This window comes from Sphingomonas sp. Leaf20 (genome assembly GCF_001421535.1).
Lineage (GTDB): Bacteria > Pseudomonadota > Alphaproteobacteria > Sphingomonadales > Sphingomonadaceae > Sphingomonas.
The window spans coordinates 51,539-67,030 of the sequence record NZ_LMKN01000001.1; the positions used below are offsets into that span (position 1 = coordinate 51,539).

General features: G+C 60.9%; 16 protein-coding genes and 1 pseudogene. 5 read left to right on the top strand and 12 right to left on the bottom strand.

Annotated elements, in window-relative coordinates; genetic code table 11:
* Positions 1–108: 108 nt before the first annotated feature.
* The 5 genes and pseudogenes from arsH to ASE72_RS00215 all read right to left on the bottom strand — a co-directional run bounded on the left by arsH (position 109) and on the right by ASE72_RS00215 (position 3,244).
* The gene (arsH, locus tag ASE72_RS00195) at positions 109–867 is read right to left on the bottom strand and encodes an arsenical resistance protein ArsH (RefSeq protein WP_056015372.1); all 759 of its coding nucleotides are present in this window, start codon (positions 865–867) and stop codon (positions 109–111) included.
* The gene (locus ASE72_RS00200) at positions 867–1,190 is read right to left on the bottom strand and encodes a YnfA family protein (RefSeq protein WP_056015373.1); all 324 of its coding nucleotides are present in this window, start codon (positions 1,188–1,190) and stop codon (positions 867–869) included. The genes arsH and ASE72_RS00200 overlap by 1 nt, the downstream gene beginning before the upstream one ends.
* A pseudogene (locus ASE72_RS00205) lies at positions 1,187–2,472 on the bottom strand (arsenic transporter). Before ASE72_RS00205 ends, ASE72_RS00200 begins: the two are co-directional and overlap by 4 nt.
* A complete protein-coding gene (gene arsC / locus ASE72_RS00210; protein ID WP_082445131.1) occupies positions 2,472–2,900 on the bottom strand; it encodes an arsenate reductase (glutaredoxin) in 429 nt (142 codons plus the stop codon). Before arsC ends, ASE72_RS00205 begins: the two are co-directional and overlap by 1 nt.
* An 11-nt stretch (positions 2,901–2,911) precedes the next feature.
* Positions 2,912–3,244, bottom strand: coding sequence for an ArsR/SmtB family transcription factor (locus ASE72_RS00215; protein ID WP_056015375.1), 333 nt, complete (start codon positions 3,242–3,244; stop codon positions 2,912–2,914).
* Positions 3,245–3,453: 209 nt separating this feature from the next.
* On the opposite strand from ASE72_RS00215, the gene ASE72_RS00220 reads away from it, so the two are divergent.
* On the top strand, positions 3,454–4,116 hold the full coding sequence (locus ASE72_RS00220) for a recombinase family protein (RefSeq protein WP_056015377.1): 663 nt from the start codon (positions 3,454–3,456) through the stop codon (positions 4,114–4,116).
* Positions 4,117–4,557: 441 nt separating this feature from the next.
* On the opposite strand, the gene rodA is transcribed toward ASE72_RS00220, so the two are convergent.
* Together rodA and nhaA are read right to left on the bottom strand one after the other, a co-directional pair.
* A complete protein-coding gene (gene rodA, locus ASE72_RS00225) occupies positions 4,558–5,634 on the bottom strand; it encodes a rod shape-determining protein RodA (protein ID WP_200916128.1) in 1,077 nt (358 codons plus the stop codon).
* A 126-nt stretch (positions 5,635–5,760) separates the two neighbouring features.
* Positions 5,761–6,963 carry a Na+/H+ antiporter NhaA gene (nhaA, locus tag ASE72_RS00230; RefSeq protein ID WP_056015381.1) on the bottom strand — a complete coding sequence of 401 codons (1,203 nt, stop codon included), beginning with the start codon at positions 6,961–6,963 and terminating at the stop codon, positions 5,761–5,763.
* Between the two features lie 183 nt (positions 6,964–7,146).
* On the opposite strand from nhaA, the gene ASE72_RS00235 reads away from it, so the two are divergent.
* A complete protein-coding gene (locus ASE72_RS00235) occupies positions 7,147–8,088 on the top strand; it encodes a LysR substrate-binding domain-containing protein (protein WP_056015383.1) in 942 nt (313 codons plus the stop codon).
* A gap of 21 nt (positions 8,089–8,109) precedes the next feature.
* Here the strand turns inward: ASE72_RS00235 and crcB are convergent, their stop codons facing one another.
* From crcB to ASE72_RS00245, 3 genes are all read right to left on the bottom strand, one after another.
* Positions 8,110–8,481 (bottom strand): fluoride efflux transporter CrcB, encoded by a 372-nt coding sequence (gene crcB / locus ASE72_RS00240; protein WP_235532170.1) that lies wholly within the window; start codon positions 8,479–8,481, stop codon positions 8,110–8,112.
* A gap of 644 nt (positions 8,482–9,125) precedes the next feature.
* On the bottom strand, positions 9,126–9,767 hold the full coding sequence (locus tag ASE72_RS19985; protein ID WP_156350013.1) for a lytic transglycosylase: 642 nt from the start codon (positions 9,765–9,767) through the stop codon (positions 9,126–9,128).
* Positions 9,768–9,839: 72 nt separating this feature from the next.
* On the bottom strand, positions 9,840–10,160 hold the full coding sequence (locus ASE72_RS00245) for a hypothetical protein (RefSeq protein WP_055879890.1): 321 nt from the start codon (positions 10,158–10,160) through the stop codon (positions 9,840–9,842).
* Between the two features lie 731 nt (positions 10,161–10,891).
* Here ASE72_RS00245 and ASE72_RS00250 point away from each other — a divergent pair.
* Entirely contained in the window at positions 10,892–11,149 is a 258-nt protein-coding gene (locus ASE72_RS00250) for a DUF6894 family protein (protein WP_055929495.1), read from the top strand.
* Positions 11,150–11,788: 639 nt separating this feature from the next.
* Here ASE72_RS00250 and ASE72_RS00260 read toward each other — a convergent pair.
* Positions 11,789–12,724 carry a LysR family transcriptional regulator gene (locus tag ASE72_RS00260; protein ID WP_055933860.1) on the bottom strand — a complete coding sequence of 312 codons (936 nt, stop codon included), beginning with the start codon at positions 12,722–12,724 and terminating at the stop codon, positions 11,789–11,791.
* 76 nt (positions 12,725–12,800) lie between these two features.
* Between ASE72_RS00260 and ASE72_RS00265 the strand changes: the two genes are divergently transcribed.
* Complete coding sequence (locus ASE72_RS00265) at positions 12,801–13,439, top strand: DsbA family protein (protein ID WP_056015387.1); 639 nt, start codon at positions 12,801–12,803, stop codon at positions 13,437–13,439.
* Between the two features lie 52 nt (positions 13,440–13,491).
* Positions 13,492–14,367: an MBL fold metallo-hydrolase gene (locus ASE72_RS00270; RefSeq protein ID WP_200910156.1), complete on the top strand. Its 876-nt coding sequence runs from the start codon at positions 13,492–13,494 to the stop codon at positions 14,365–14,367.
* Between the two features lie 116 nt (positions 14,368–14,483).
* On the opposite strand, the gene ASE72_RS00275 is transcribed toward ASE72_RS00270, so the two are convergent.
* The gene (locus ASE72_RS00275; RefSeq protein ID WP_055933856.1) at positions 14,484–15,419 is read right to left on the bottom strand and encodes an alpha/beta hydrolase; all 936 of its coding nucleotides are present in this window, start codon (positions 15,417–15,419) and stop codon (positions 14,484–14,486) included.
* Positions 15,420–15,492: the final 73 nt, after the last annotated feature.

Here is a 15,492-nt window from a genome sequence, read left to right on the forward strand (position 1 = left end):
ATGCAATATCTTGGAGAGTGGGCGAGCCCGGCGTTTCATTGCATGCATCTAGAAGCACACTTCGTGATGCACAATGTCGCAGGAGCGGTTTGCCACACTAAGCGGACTTTACTCGCCTTTCCGATACGTTGGTGAGGTTGCGATGCTCGAAAGGTCCGTGGCGCTATCGATCGGCACGCCTGCCTCCTTTCGTTCGGAATAGCGATCGACCAGTTGTGCGGTGTGCGGGCGTAGCAGGATCGTGAAGCGTACCAATTCCTCCATCACGTCCACGATCCGATCATAGTAGGCCGAAGGCTTCATTCGATCGCTTTCGTCGAACTCGGCAAACGCCTTCGCGACGCTGGATTGGTTGGGGATCGTCACCATCCGCATCCAACGGCCAAGGACGCGCAGCGTGTTCACGCTGTTGAACGACTGCGACCCCGCCGACACCTGCATGACGGCGAGCGTGCGGCCCTGCGTTGGGCGCATCCCGCCCATCGACAGCGGCAGGTGATCGACTTGCAGCTTCATGATGCCGGTAATCTGGCCGTGTCGTTCAGGGCTGCACCACACATGCCCCTCCGACCACATCGACAGTTCGCGCAACTCGTGGACGGCCGGGTGATCGTCCCCCGTCACCTGATCGGGCAGCGGCAACGTCGAAGGATCGAAGATCCGCGTTTCGCAGCCGAAGAATTGTAGCAGGCGAGCAGCTTCTTCGACGCACAGCCGCGAGAAGGACCGCTCCCGCAGGGATCCGTAGAGCAGCAGGATCCGCGGAGGTGGATCACCAGCGCCCAGCCCAAGGGCAGGACGATCGAGCGCATAGCGCCGATCGAGTGCGGGCAGATTATCAGGATCGGAGAGAGTGCGGAGCGGCATCAGGCGGTCCTTGGGCCAAGCAGAATGATACAGGTGCCGATCAAGCAGAGCGCCGCTCCACCCGCGTCCCAGCGATCGGGCCTCACCCCTTCGACAGCCCACAGCCAGACCAGCGATGCGCAGATATAGACGCCGCCATAGGCAGCATAGGCCCTCCCCGCTGCATCGCTATCCACACGTGTCAGCAGCCAGGCGAACAGCATTAGCGAGACCACGCCCGGAGCCAGCCACAGGGGCGATTTGTCCAGCCGCAACCATGCCCAAAAGGCAAAGCAGCCCGCGATTTCCGCAAGCGACGCGGCAAGGTAGACGAGTGCCGTCATACCATGCTGATCCTGATCGCGAGTGCCGCGAGCGTTACCAGCAGCACCGGGATCGTCAGTGTCGCGCCAACCTTGAAGTAATAGCCCCAGCCGATCCGGATGCCCTTTTGCCCGAGGACATGCAGCCAGAGCAGCGTCGCGAGTGAGCCGATCGGCGTGATCTTCGGACCGAGGTCGCAGCCGATCACGTTGGCGTAGATCATCGCTTCCTTGATCGCGCCTGTGGCGTGCGTCGCGTCGATCGACAGCCCCCCCACCAGAACGGTCGGCATGTTGTTCATCACTGATGACAGCAGCGCGGCAATGATCCCGGTCCCGAACGCCGCACCCCACACGCCGCCTTGCGCGGTGCGATCGAGCAGGCCGGCAAGGTGGTCGGTCAGGCCAGCATTCCGCAGGCCATAGACGACCAGGTACATGCCGAGCGAGAAGATCACGACCTGCCACGGAGCGCCGGCCAGCACTTTGCGCGTCTGGATAACATGGCCGCGCGCGGCGATGATAAGCAGGAGGACCGCGCCGGCAGCGGCAACGGCGCTGACCGGCACGCCGATAGGTTCAAGCAGGAAGAAGCCGGCGAGCAGCAGGGCGAGAACGACCCAGCCCGCCTTGAACGTGGCAGGATCGCGGATCGCGTCAGCGGGCGCGCGGAGCTGAGCCACATCATAGCTGCCCGGTATGTCGCGCCGGAAGAACAGCAACAGCGCGACCAACGTCGCGGCGATCGACGCCAGATCGACCGGCACCATTACCGAGGCATAATCGGCAAAGCCGATCCGGAAGAAGTCGGCCGACACGATGTTGACGAGGTTGGAAACGATCAGCGGCAGGCTGGCGGTATCGGCAATGAACCCCGCCGCCATGACGAACGCCAGCGTCGCCTTGTCCTTGTATCCCAAGGCGCGCAGCATCGCGATGACGATCGGCGTCAGGATCAGGGCCGCGCCATCGTTGGCGAACAGTGCCGACACCGCCGCGCCGAGCAGCACGATCAGCACGAACAGCCGGCGACCATGCCCCCCGCCCCAGCGCGCGACATGGAGCGCCGCCCATTCGAAGAACCCGGCTTCATCGAGCAACAGGCTGACGATGATGATCGCGACGAACGTCGCGGTCGCATTCCAGACGATGCCCCACACCACCGGCACATCGGAGAGCGAGACGACGCCGACGAGCAGCGCAACGGTTGCACCGCCCAGCGCGCTCCACCCGATGCCGAGGCCCTTGGGTTCCAGATGACGAGCGCAATCGTGACGACGAAGATAGCAAGCGCGAGCAGCATCAGGCGATGCGCTGACCCGAGGCGTCCACGACCTTTTCGCCGTCTTCCTTGGCAAACGCCCCCTGTTGCGGCTCGGGCAGCAGATCAAGGACCGCTTCGGACGGTCGGCACAGCTTCACGCCGACCGGAGAGACAACCAGCGGCCGGTTGATGAGGACCGGATGCGCCATCATAGCGTCCACCAGCACGTCGTCGGACAGCGACGTGTCGCCCAAGCCTAGCTCCGCATAGGGCGTGCCTTTCTCACGCAGCAGATCGCGGGGCGTGATCCCGGCGCGATCGATCAGCTCGACCAGCAGCGCGCGCGAGGGCGGCGTCTTCAGATATTCGACTATATGCGGCTCGATGCCGGCATTCCGGATCATCGCCAGCGTGTTGCGCGACGTGCCGCACTCGGGGTTGAGATAGATCACGATATCGACGGCCACGGGGCGTCCTTTCAGCAGCAGGGGGTGAGTTCGGCCAGCAGTGGCGCGCACAGTTCGGGCGAGCCGGCGCAGCAGTCTTTGACGAGGAACAGGGTCAGTGCGCGCAGTCCGCCCAGATCTGCGCGGTAGACGATGGAGCGGCTATGCCGTTCAGAGCGGACCAAGCCCGCACGCGCGAGGATGCCAAGGTGCGCCGACATCGTGTTTTGCGGCACATCGAGCTGCCGAGCAATATCGCCCGCAGCGACGCCGTCTGGCTCGTGCTGAACCAGTAGGCGGAACACGTCGAGCCGTGTTCCTTGCGCTAGTGCGCTAAGCGCGGCGATTGCGGTGTTGCTTTCCATATATCCAGCATAGACGATATAATAAATTAAGCTAGAGCCGGGTGCGACACTTGGCTCCCCTCCCCTGCTTTCCCGCGACATTGATCGAATTTTTGCTAGTGCTTTTTAGGTATGCCTTTCGCAGACCCCCCTATCGCTGGTACTTTATTACCGTCCTGACTGCGTAAAAAGGACTGGACTAATAAGTACCACATATAGCAGACTGCGGCATGTTCATCCGAGCCTACCTTCGCGCATCTACCTCCGAACAGGACGCGTCGCGCGCCAAGAGTGCCCTCGACGTGTTTGCGACGGAGCACGGGCTTAGGATTGCGGCTCGCTATGTCGAAAACGAAAGTGGTGCCAAGCTTCACCGGCCCGAGCTGTTCCGCCTGCTATCGGATTGCGAGCCGGGAGACGTGCTCCTGGTCGAGCAGGTTGATCGGCTTTCTCGCCTGACCTCACCGGACTGGATCAAGCTGCGCAATCTGCTCGACACCAAGCAGGTCCGGATCGTCGCGCTCGACCTGCCGACGTCCTGGATCCTGACGGCACCGACCGATGAGTTCACCGGCCGAATGTTCGCAGCGGTCAACGCCATGATGCTGGACGTACTCGCCGCGGTTGCCCGCAAGGACTATGAGGATCGCCGTCGTCGACAGGCCGAAGGTACTGCGAAAGCTAAGGCAGCGGGCCTTTATAAGGGACGCCCCGAGAACAAGACCCGCAACGCGGCGATCTCGAGCCTTCTCCGCGATGGTCGAAGCTGGCGCGATATAATGGATGCGACTGGGTGCAGTCGAACGCTGCTCGCCAAGATTGCTCGTGATCGCCGTCTACAGGCAGAGGCTGACGCAGCGATCCGGGCTGCTGAGTCAGTAGCGCATCGCTAATGTGTTCAGGCAGACTCTAGACCCTCATAATGAGGTGTCCATTTTAGCTGCTACCGACCCTGATTGAACGGGTTTCGTGTACCAAAGCCCCTGCCCACTCAGGGTATACCCGGATTGACGCCAAGCGTGACTTCCCGCCCATTTTGATAGGTGACGGAAAACCTCCGGATTTTGGTTTCTATACAGTCGGACAAAGCGACAGGGTTTGTCGCGTGTGCCACGCATAGGTTGGGGCAGCCCCGGTCGCCTAACCTACCGCCTGACGACAATCGTGTGTTTTCCGTCACTCTAAGCTTTCCCGTTTTCCCATCGAAATTCGCAATTTCGAGAATTTCATTTCGGGAACAGATTTTGGGAAAGCGAAACCCGCCTGTGGCCGGCAGCCGGTCGGCAGTGCCGTTTCCCCGCCCCACGTTCCTAATTGAGAACCTGTCTCGGCAATTAAAAGCTAAAGGTTGAGGAGCTTCCGCTTTTGCGCTCGACTCTGTCGAATGACATGAGAATGCCGAGCAGGATCAGCACCGTCATCATTGCCGATCCGCCGTAGGACAGAAGCGGCAGCGGGATGCCGACGACCGGAGCCAGACCCAGCACCATCGCCATGTTGATCCCGACGTACAGCGAGATCGTGAAGGTCAGCCCAATCGCAGCAAGTTTTACGAAGCGATCGGTTGAGCGCATGGCAACCCCGCTCGCCCAGCGAATGATCCACGCATAGGCCAACAGGATCACGACCCCGCCGACCAGGCCCCATTCCTCCATCATCGTCGCAAGGATGAAGTCGGTGTGAGGCTCAGGCAGATAGGCGAGGTGGCTTTGGGTGCCCTGCATGAAGCCCTTGCCCCAGATGCCGCTTGATCCGATCGCGATCTTTGACTGCGCGATATGGTATCCCGTGCCGAGCGGATCGCTTTCGGGATCAAGAAAGATCAGCACCCGGTGTCGCTGATAGTCGTGGAGCAGGTTGTTCACGACGACGGGAAGCGCACAGGCGAATGCCAGCCCTCCCCCCACGAACCAGCGTAGCGGGATGCCTGCAAGAAAGAGGATGGCGGTGCCGGCGAGCGCGATCATCATCGCAGTGCCCAGATCGGGTTGCAGTAGGACGAGCACGACCGGCAGACCGATCATCACGACAGGTGGCAGCAGCGTCATCGGGCGGCGGATGAAACCGGGGGGTACACGGTCAAAATAGCTCGCCAGCGAAAGCACGATAGCGATCTTCATGAACTCGGAGGGTTGCAGGCGGATGATCCCGAGATCAATCCAGCGCTGCGCACCCATCCCGATCTTGCCAAACAGCTCGACGATCAGCAGCAGCCCGAGTGTGATGCCGTAGAAAGGCAGCGAATAATCGCGCCAGAACGACACCGGGACGAACGACACCAGCAGCATGACCACGAACAGGAAGCCGAACCTGAGACCTTGGTTGAATGCCCACGGTGTCATGCTTCCGTTCGCCGCAGAGTAGAGCGTGAGCAGACTTGCAGACATGACGATGCAGACGGCGAGAAGCATCGACCATGGCAGCGACTTGATCGCGACGGGAACATGTTCGCGGGAAATGGCAGGCGTCCTTGGGTATCCGCAACAGCGGGTAGAATGATGAAGGCTTGGTGGCGGTGGTCAGTCGGGCGCTGGCAACTAGATCATCGACGCCGGGAAGGCCTTGGGCCGGGAGAATCGCAGAACGCCATATCCGGCGAGCGCGGACATCATCGATCCCAGCAGGATGCCGATCTTCGCTTCCTCCGCGAGATGCGGAGATGCCGGGAATGCAAGGGCACCGATGAACAGGCTCATTGTGAAGCCGATGCCGCACAGCAGAACGACGCCGTATGTCTGCATCATGCTGGCACCGGGCAAAGCACCGAACAGCCTCAGCCGCCTGCCGATCTGCAATGCGCCGAAGATGCCGATTTGCTTGCCGAGGAACAGGCCGGCAGCGACGCCCAGCGGCAACGGTGCGATGATCGCCTGCAACCCGATACCGCCCAGCGATACGCCGGCATTGGCAAACCCAAACAGCGGTACGATTAGTAGCCCGACTAACGGCGTCAGCGTGTGTTCGAGGCGATGGAGCGGTGCGTCTCCGTCGCCGCTCGCGCGAAGCGGGATGGCGGTTGCGGCAAGGACGCCCGCAATCGTCGCATGGACGCCGGACAGGAGCACGGCGTACCAAAGCAACCCGGTCAGAATAAGATAGGGCGTCAGTGCGTTTACCCCCCGCCAGCGGAGCAGATGCATAATCCCGAAGATCGTCGCGGCAGCGGTAATCGCGAGAGCGTCGATCGACGCCGTATAGAACAGCGCGATGATCGTGACCGCGCCGAGATCGTCAACAATCGCAACCGACATGAGAAGGAGTTTCAGCGAGGCCGGCACGCGGTTGCCAAGCAGCGCCAGTACGCCCAACGCGAAGGCAATATCGGTAGCGGCGGGGATTGCCCATCCGCCGTGCAGCGACGGGTCGGACCCCGCCACGAGCAGATAGATCAGCGCCGGGACAGCCATGCCAGCCGCGGCAGCGAGCGCAGGCATCATCCGGTCGGACCAGCGCGACAGCCGGCCTTCCAAAAACTCGCGCTTCAGTTCCAGCCCCACCAACAGGAAGAACAGCGCCATGAGGCCGTCGTTGATCCAGAGGTGCACCGTCATCGGGCCTAGCTGGTCAGACAATGTCGGCCCAACCACCATGTGCAGCACGTCGTTGTAAGCGTACGTTCCGGGCAGGTTCGCGGCGACCATCGCCAGCGCCGCAGCGCCCATAAGCAGCAGGCCGCCAGCAGCCTCGCTACGAAGGAAGGCGAAGCGCGCCTTGGCACCTGTCTGAAGATGAGCGGCCATGCGCAGTCCTGCCCTTTGCGGTATCGGCACCGCCGGCGGGACGTGCGGATCAATGGTGAGAAGTTGTCCGAACGACAGTCGGAATGCCGATCGTCGTGGACCCTCTATCGGTAGCAGGCCCGATCATCATGAGAAAATCGGAAGTTACATTGCCGCTTATAGAGGTTGGCTATAAGGTTGGTAATGCCTCGCATCCAACAGTTGCGCTACCTCGTGGCCGTCGCCGACACGCTCAGTTTCAGCCGTGCAGCCGATCAGTGTCGTGTCACCCAGCCCACGCTCAGCATGCAGTTGAAGGAGCTAGAGGGCCGACTGAACACGCAATTGGTGGAGCGTACGCGCGCCCGCGTGGTGCTGACGCCGGTTGGCACCGAGATAGCCCGCCGTGCGCGCTTCGTCCTTTCCGAGATTGAGGATATTCGGGAAATCGCGCGCCGTGACGATCCCGCCGCACTACAGGGAACGCTTCAAATGGGTGTTCTCCAGACAGTCGGCGGGTACGTCCTGTCGCTAGCAATGCCGGCGCTTCGCGAGACGTTCCCTGATCTGCGGATCGTCGTGCGTGAGGACAGGCTGGAAAGCCTGCCGGGGAAATTGTCGGACGGCACGCATGACGTGCTCCTCTTGCCGCATGGACCCACCCAGCCCGATTTCAGTTCTGCCCGGTTGATCCGGGAGCCGCTGCATCTCGTTATGCCAAGCGATCACCGGCTTGCCCGATGTGAGGTAGTGTGTCCGGAGGATCTTGCTGGTGAAACGGTTCTTGTCATGGATCGCTCACCACGGCTGCATGACCAGATCGCTTCACTCTGTGCCGAGTTTGGCGCGATCGAGGTCGATGATTACGCCGGGACCACGCTCGATACGCTGCGTCTCATGGTGACGACCGGCATGGGCCTGTCGCTCCTCCCCGCGCTGTATGTCCGATCAGACGTGCTGCGCGAGAAGCTGATCGTCGCACGGCCGCTGGCGAAGCGGGCACCGTTGCGCGACCTTACGATGGTGTGGCGGTCATCGTCACCGAGGGAGGCGACCTATCGTCGACTTGCCGACATCATCCGGCGTTGCGTCGTGCCGTGGGAACAGCCCGACACCGGCGCGCCCGCGTCGATCCCAATCGGCTAGATCGCTAGGGTCGATCACGCATTACAGGAAGCGCGATAGCGCGAGGCCGACGAAAAGCGCGCCGATGCCGATGACCAGCGAGCCGCTGACATACAGGATCGCGGACAGGGCATGGCCACCCTCCCACAGAAAGGCATAGTCGAGGCTGAACGTCGAATAGGTGGTGAAGCCACCGATGACGCCGGTCGTCAGGAACAGGCGCAGGCTTTGATCGGCACCGCCCCGAGCGGTGAACCAGCCCGCGACGATGCCCATCGCAAACGATCCAACGATGTTGATCGCCATCGTGCCGTAGGGAAACGATGGGCCGAACAGTGCGAGGGCGGTGCGACCGACCCCGTGGCGCAACATGCCACCAATGCCCGAACCCAGAAAAACAAGCAGGAACTCCACGCGCGTACTCCCCTGCGCCCATTGGGCGATCATCAGGGGCCATCAGCATCAGCGCGGTTACAAGGGAGGCTCCATTCCCTGATTTGTATGTAGCTATCCGGCAATCCGGGATCAACAAAGCCGATGGCAATTATCGACCCGGTGGCGGAGCCTACGTAAGCGATCCCTACCGCCTTCATCTCCAAGCCGAACATTCTCGAAATTCGATCCTACGCGAGAAGGCCGGATCGGGCCAGAACGCCCACACCCGGACGTTCAGGCCGACAATCCGGGCTCCCGACAACGGCCATTCGTTAAGCGCAATCTTTCCCGTTTCTCCCTCTCCGACAGGCTATTTCGAGAAAGAGCAATCGGGAACAGATTTTGGGAAAGGCGGTGCCCCGGACGGCTCTCGCCGTGATCGACCGGGCGACTGTCCCGCTATGGGTTCCTTTTCGGGAACGACGCAACGCCGCGCAATTTCAGCTATCGCAGTCTGCATTGGCCAAAGTGGACCCTCTGCAATCCTCTCACACCTGATCGTTTTTCCAAACTCGATCCCGACGGGTACGAAAAATATCCACGCCAGCTAAGCCTTGAAGCATTTTGGTCCAGCAAGCCAGTTCGTCGTTGGTTGACGGCATAATACGGCTTCTGACTTTCGCCTAACTTCGCTCAATTTTGATAATATGATCATAATCACCAAATTCGGGCCAAATATCGTAGTTGTTGGCCACATCGTAGAATGATCTCGAATTTTGATTCGTTATCGGATTGAAAGACTGCTTATCGATCTCGACTGTACCACTTTCCTGAAACCTATAAGTCGTTCCATTATCAACCTTATCCGTATCGCCGCCGTACTCCCGGTAAGTAGTCATGCTGAGAAATAATGTTCCAGCTTTGATTTCCCTAAAGGCGTAATAAAGATATTCCCGAGCCAAGCGGTCAAGAAATCCAACGCCTACAAAGCCCTTATTTATTTCAAGAAAGCAAAACGGACGATCGATCGGGCCTACTACAACACTATAGAGCTTTTTATTTCGGTGTGCTGACCGCGCATATTCCTCTGGCCAAATTTCCGTAGGCTGCTTTCGGGCCCGAAACCAAGATTTGCAGTATGTTATTTGCTGTTGCATGGGTACAGGTATAATCAACCGGCTCCGAAGTGAAACCGCCTGCCGTTGAACCCAGGCATTCTCGAAATCCGATCCTTTTCGGGAACGGGCGGCTGCATCAGGGACGTCCGCTAATGCCGTCTGCCTTCCCGATAGCGGACAGGCTGCTTTCCTCCTCAACCCAGACATTCCCGAATTCGATTGGTTGTGGGAACGCTCGCGCGAAGATCGACAATCCCGCGATCTGATCGCTACGAAGGGCTATGTCCGTGCCCAGCCACTATAAGAGGCAGCGCCCGTCGTCATATCGATCACAAAGGTGTCACCGCCGATCCGGCTTGCATAAAATCGTCCTTCGATATTGCTGATGGCGGAGAAGGTGTCGGTCGCGGGGCGGGTCGCATCGAACTTCCGGTGCATGTCGTCCGTCGCGCCTGGTTCCGGTGCGATCTGCCAAACGGGCCGGTTGCCGGCGTCGAACAAGAACACCTCTCGCCCCCAGATTTCGCGGTGAATGACATCCCTCGTCGGATACGCTTCGAATAGAACCAGACGCCCCGAGCCGGGCACCGGTAAGATCATTCCGATAGGGTAAGACTGCACAGCCTGATCCGATATTCTTGTTCCACACACCACAATACGAGGCAGCGGTTAATTCCTCAAACTCGATCCTTTTCGGGAAAAGCTGAGCCCCGCAATGTCGGCTAATGCCACCTGCCTTCCCGAAAGCTGCCGTTCCGCTCCCCTCTCCCATTATCGCCGTTCAGCGGCCGGATGTGCGGAAAACCCGGTCGTAATCATAGTTGTGCGACAAACAGGTGATTCCGGACGGTCGTCTCTCGATCGACGCAAAATGCCGTCGCTAATTCCAATTGGCGATTATCATGTGTTTTCCGACAGTTCGCGGCGGGCAGCCGGCGCTCAAACGCGGCCGTGCCGTTTCCGCCCGATTGCGGACGTTTGTTGTATCGTTCACGTTGGTAGCAGGGTCAGCTAAGAGGCGATCGAAAATGAGCTACCAGACGGACCGTCGAAGCCGGACGCGAGCCATTGCCGTGTACGTGACGCTACTGATGATAGGCGCGGCGCTGGGCTTTCTGGTAAGATTCGGCGTGATTACCGATCATCTCCTCTGGTAGCGGGACCCTACGGTCGCTCAAATGTCCGCTCTCCTCTTCCTTCCCGACGCGCCCTGCTCACAGTCACAAGTAACCGTCTAGCGGAACTGAAGGTGGACGGTATTCGCTACCTATAAATCGTTGGTTCTCGGCGACTGAGAGACATGGTGCTCCCGCGTTATTTTCGGAGCTCTAATGTCGGTTTTTTACTTCGAGATCGCTGATGCCAAGCCGAACATTCCGTGCGTAGGTGAGAATCTTCCCTCTCTCGCGGCTGCTCGCTGCTTTGCGCTGAAGTATGCGGCGCTGTTGCTATGTGATCAGGAAGACGTGTTCTGGGAGGGTGAGGAGTGGGTAATGACGGTGACCGACGCAAACCGCCTAACCATGTTTACGATTATGATCTGCGCGACGGCAGCACCTGCTACATTGAACCTCAAGAAACTGATCTGAGAGGTCTGCAGCCCTAGGCGTATATCTCGTCGAGCCTCCAGAAAGCCGCCCGTCCGCTTTCCTTCCCGTTATCGGCATTCAACGACCAAACGTGTGGAAAGTCGGGTCGTCACCACGACTGGGCGACAAACAGGTGATAGCGGACAGGGTGCCAGGCACTTCGACGACCCCGGCCTGTCGCAAACATACCGTTTTCCGACACCATGAAGATCATCGGTGTTCTTGTTTTACCCCGAGGTTGCTGGAGTTGCTCAATACCCCTGTCGGAAAGGTTGTGTTTTCGGACAGCGCAGGGCGAGCAGTCGGCGATGAGAAGCAGCAGGGCCGTTTTCGCCCACTTGCAGGCATTCGGGGCTTATATACGATGAGCAGATGCAGCGCCGCGTCCTATACCTCATTCTCATGGTCGGATTGCCGGTACTGGTCGGACAGTTCGCATTCGACTGGATCAACAGCGACTTAAACTCCGCCGTCAGTCATCTTCCTACGAGAGCCATACTCATCCTTGCTGTATTGCTCGTGTGGACCGCATTCCGGGAATACCGCGACCGTAAAAAGCGGACCGTCCGCTAACCTACCCAACTTAGTCATTCCCGAAAGATGGTGGCTTTTCAAAGCCCGGCACGCTGCCAATCCGCTCTAAGATCGTCGGCGTTCGTGATCGGCTAGAATATCGAGGAAAGCGGTCACACGCGCAGGCCGGAACCGGGTATCTGGCATTACCGCATGAATTCCGCCGCTATCGAGATGCCATGTCGGCATGACCCGTACCAGCCGGCCGGTGGCCAGATCATCGGCAACTGCGAAGTCGGGCAGCACGGCGATGCCGGCCCCTGCCCGAACGGCTTGAAGCACACCCAGCGTGGCACTAATCGTGAGCGTCGCCGCGAACCGAACCAGATGTTGACGCTCGTCTTCGGCACGGAACGTCCATCCCAGCGGGTCGCGCAGATTGCCGTTTGCAACAAAAGGCATTTCGGCCAATTCTGCGACGTTCGGGTTGGACGACAGGGTGCCAGCTACCGCAGGACTCGCCACCAGTATTTGCCCGAAGGTGCCGATCCGCCGCGATCGCAACGCACTGTCGACCAGCCAACCGACCCGGATCGCAAGCTCGATGTCGCTGCCGACCGGATCGAGAGTCGCGTCCCCGATAAGGAAGTCGACCGTACAGGTCGGGTAGCACCGCTGGAACTCAGCGATGACGGGCACGACGACGGCAATCCCATAGTCGAACGGCGCGGTCAGGCGCAGCGTGCCGGTCGGCGCGCGATCGTCGGTCGCCAGACCGTCAAAGGCATCCTGTGCTTCCGCCAGCACACGCGCACACCGTTCGTAAAACGCCCGGCCCTCCTCGGTCGGACGGACGCTGCGCGTGGTGCGTATCAGCAGCGTAGTTTCGAACGCGCGTTCGAGCTTGGCGACCTGCTGGCTGACCACTGCCTTGGTGATCCCCAATCGCTCGGCTGCGGCCGTGAACGAACCAGTCTCGACCACCTCGGCGAAATAGGCGAGCCGCTTCAGATTGTTGATGCCGCGATTAGCTCCGGCACGCGCATTGTATGCTTCTGACATACGGTCCGTCTAGATCTTCGGTCTACACGTCGCAATCCGGACGGCGCATATACTGGTCATCAAGGAGGCACCGACAATGACCACCTACTTCCTCTATCTGTTCGATCCGCTTTGCGGCTGGTGCTACGGTGCCTCGGCCGGGATCGCCACGCTGGCGGACCAGGCCGGCGTTACCGTCGAGCCATTGCCCAGCGGCCTGTTCGCCGGCGACGGCGCGCGGGCGCTCGGCGGCGACATGCGCGACCATATCCTCGCCAGCGACCGCCGCATCGCGGCATCGACTGGTGCGGTGTTCGGCGATCCCTATCGCGATCGGATCGTGCGTGGCGCAAGCCTGACCCTCGACAGCGGTCCCGCGACACTCGCCCTGACCGCGGTCGCGCAGACTGCACCGGACCGTGAATTGGGCGCGCTTCGTGCGATCCAGCGCGCGCGGTATGTCGACGGGCGCGATATCACCGATATGTTCGTGCTGATCGACCTGCTGGTCGACGCCGGCCTCGACGCGGCTGCGGTCATGCTCGCCAATCCCGAACCGGCCTTGCGCGAGGCGGACCGGCAACGTCTGGAGCGGGCACGATCGGTGATGCGGCGCTTCGGGATCAGCGGCGTCCCAGCGCTGTTCCGCATCGACGGCACCGTGCTGACGCCGGTCGATGCGACCAGCCTGTACCAGAATCCGCTCTCACTGATATCCTCCAACCACCTTGCGTGATCGCGCCGGGCCCGACCGGATTACCTTTCCCATGCCCAATCGGAGACAGATAATGACGATGATCGCAGGCGGCGCCGCCGCATCCATGATCGGCCAAGGCGACGCACTCGCCGCGGGCAAGGCGCTCCAGTGGAAGTCGTTTCCCGCCGGCGAACACGGATTTTTCCGCGCACCGGTGCTGATCTGGGGCGCGACCGAGGCGGTGCTGGTCGATGGCGGCTTCACGCTGCCCGACGGCCGTGCGCTGGTCGAGGCGATCAAGGCGACCGGACGAAAGCTGACGACGATCTATGTCAGCCAGAGCGATCCCGATTATTATTTCAGCCTCGGCCCGATCAAGGCCGCCTTCCCGGATGCCCGCGTACTGGCCGCGCCGGACACGATCTCCGCAATCAAGGCCAATGTTGATAAGAAGCTCGCGACCTGGGGGCCGCAGCTCGGTGACAATGGTCCGAAGACGCTGGCAGACATCGTCATGCCCGACGCATTTGAGGGTAAGCCGATGTCGGTCGACGGACAGGCGATCGAGATCATCGCTGCGACGGGCCTCGCCAACCGCCGCTATCTTTGGGTGCCGTCGCTGTCGGCGATCGTTGGCGGCGTGCTGATATTCTCGGGCGTGCACGTCTGGACCGCGGACACCGCTGGCGCTGAGGCGCGCGCGGCCTGGATCGCGCAGCTCGATGTGATGCTGGCGCGCAAGCCCACGGTCGTCGTGCCGGGCCACATGACCCCGGACGCGCCGCTTGGCGAGGCAGCGATCGCCTATACGCGCGACTATCTGCGCGCGTTCGAGGAAGAGCTGGCCAAGAAGCCCGACAGCGCGGCGCTGATCGCAGCGATGACCGCGCGCTATCCGGACGCCGGCATGGGCGTGGCGTTGCAGGTCGGCGCGAAGGTCGCGACCGGCGAAATGAAGTGGGGCTGAGCACGGACAGCCTCGAGCAATCCCGGCACCAACCTCCCTGCATATGAACCGCAGGGTGTGCCAAGCGGTTAATCCGGGGTAGCGCCACCCCGTGGAAAGGGTGGCGCGATGGCTGACTAGGCAGCAGACGCCTTCTCGACAGCCTGACTCAGGAACACGGCCACATTAGCGATGGCCTCGCGTCCTTCGGCCAGCTCGGCTTGGAACATGTGCCAGACGTGGAACATGCCCGGCCATACCTCCAACGAGACCCGCACACGGTTCTCACCCAAATGGCCCGCAAGCCGGATGGCGTCGCTCAGCATCAGTTCGCCTTCGCCGATCTGTACGAGAATAGGCGGCAAGCCACGAACGTCCGCGAAGACTGGCGATGCCTCGGGGCTGTTCGGCAACGCACCACCCAGAAAGGTTTTGGCCATCAGGTCGAGGCCGGCCTTGGTGTTCAGCTTGTCCAGGCCGTCGCGATTGAACATCGAAGCACCGGTGTGCTCGAGGTTCGCCCAAGGCGAGAGCGCGGCGCCACCAGCCGGCAGCGGTACGCCGGCATTTCGGGCCATGACCATCACCGAGACGACCATCGCACCGCCCGCGGAGTCGCCGGCGAACGTCACCGACTTCGGGTTCTGCCCTTGTTCGATCAGCCAGCGATAGGCAGCGAACGTATCCTCGATCGGAACGGGGAATGCATGCTCCGGCGCCAGTCGGTAGTCCGGCAGGTAAACACGCGCCTTCATCGCCTTTGCGAACGCAGCCGCTAGCCCGTGATAGCCACCCGGCCCACCGACGATGTACGCCCCGCCGTGGATGTAGAAGAGTACACGGTCGCCTTCGACCTCGTCCGGGGTGACGAGCGCCGCCGGTACGCCTCCCATGTCGACCAGCTCGATGCGGACGTCTGTAGGCGTCGGATGCTCGGCCATCTTGCGAACGTACGAACTGCGGATCTCGTCGATCGTCACCTCTGTGTTCTCGCCGAGGATGACGGGACCGAGGTCCTGCAGGCTCCCAGCCCATTGGTCGAGGCGATGCGTCACGATGTCATTGAAGGGCATTTCATTTGCTCCTGATGCCGTTAATCTGTTCAGGACTTCCATATAGTTCATCGATTGGCGAACGGGCGTCGAC

Coding starts and splice junctions, on each gene's coding strand:
- ASE72_RS00260 (WP_055933860.1), bottom strand. CDS start 12,724: ATGTCAGAAGCATACAATGCGCGTGCCGGAGCTAATCGCGGCATCAAC.
- ASE72_RS00250 (WP_055929495.1), top strand. CDS start 10,892: ATGTCGGTTTTTTACTTCGAGATCGCTGATGCCAAGCCGAACATTCCG.
- nhaA (WP_056015381.1), bottom strand. CDS start 6,963: ATGGCCGCTCATCTTCAGACAGGTGCCAAGGCGCGCTTCGCCTTCCTT.
- arsH (WP_056015372.1), bottom strand. CDS start 867: ATGCCGCTCCGCACTCTCTCCGATCCTGATAATCTGCCCGCACTCGAT.
- rodA (WP_200916128.1), bottom strand. CDS start 5,634: ATGCTTCTCGCCGTCTGCATCGTCATGTCTGCAAGTCTGCTCACGCTC.
- ASE72_RS00265 (WP_056015387.1), top strand. CDS start 12,801: ATGACCACCTACTTCCTCTATCTGTTCGATCCGCTTTGCGGCTGGTGC.
- ASE72_RS00220 (WP_056015377.1), top strand. CDS start 3,454: ATGTTCATCCGAGCCTACCTTCGCGCATCTACCTCCGAACAGGACGCG.
- ASE72_RS00215 (WP_056015375.1), bottom strand. CDS start 3,244: ATGGAAAGCAACACCGCAATCGCCGCGCTTAGCGCACTAGCGCAAGGA.
- ASE72_RS00270 (WP_200910156.1), top strand. CDS start 13,492: ATGACGATGATCGCAGGCGGCGCCGCCGCATCCATGATCGGCCAAGGC.
- ASE72_RS00245 (WP_055879890.1), bottom strand. CDS start 10,160: ATGATCTTACCGGTGCCCGGCTCGGGGCGTCTGGTTCTATTCGAAGCG.
- ASE72_RS00235 (WP_056015383.1), top strand. CDS start 7,147: ATGCCTCGCATCCAACAGTTGCGCTACCTCGTGGCCGTCGCCGACACG.
- ASE72_RS00275 (WP_055933856.1), bottom strand. CDS start 15,419: ATGCCCTTCAATGACATCGTGACGCATCGCCTCGACCAATGGGCTGGG.
- ASE72_RS00200 (WP_056015373.1), bottom strand. CDS start 1,190: ATGACGGCACTCGTCTACCTTGCCGCGTCGCTTGCGGAAATCGCGGGC.
- ASE72_RS19985 (WP_156350013.1), bottom strand. CDS start 9,767: ATGTCTGGGTTGAGGAGGAAAGCAGCCTGTCCGCTATCGGGAAGGCAG.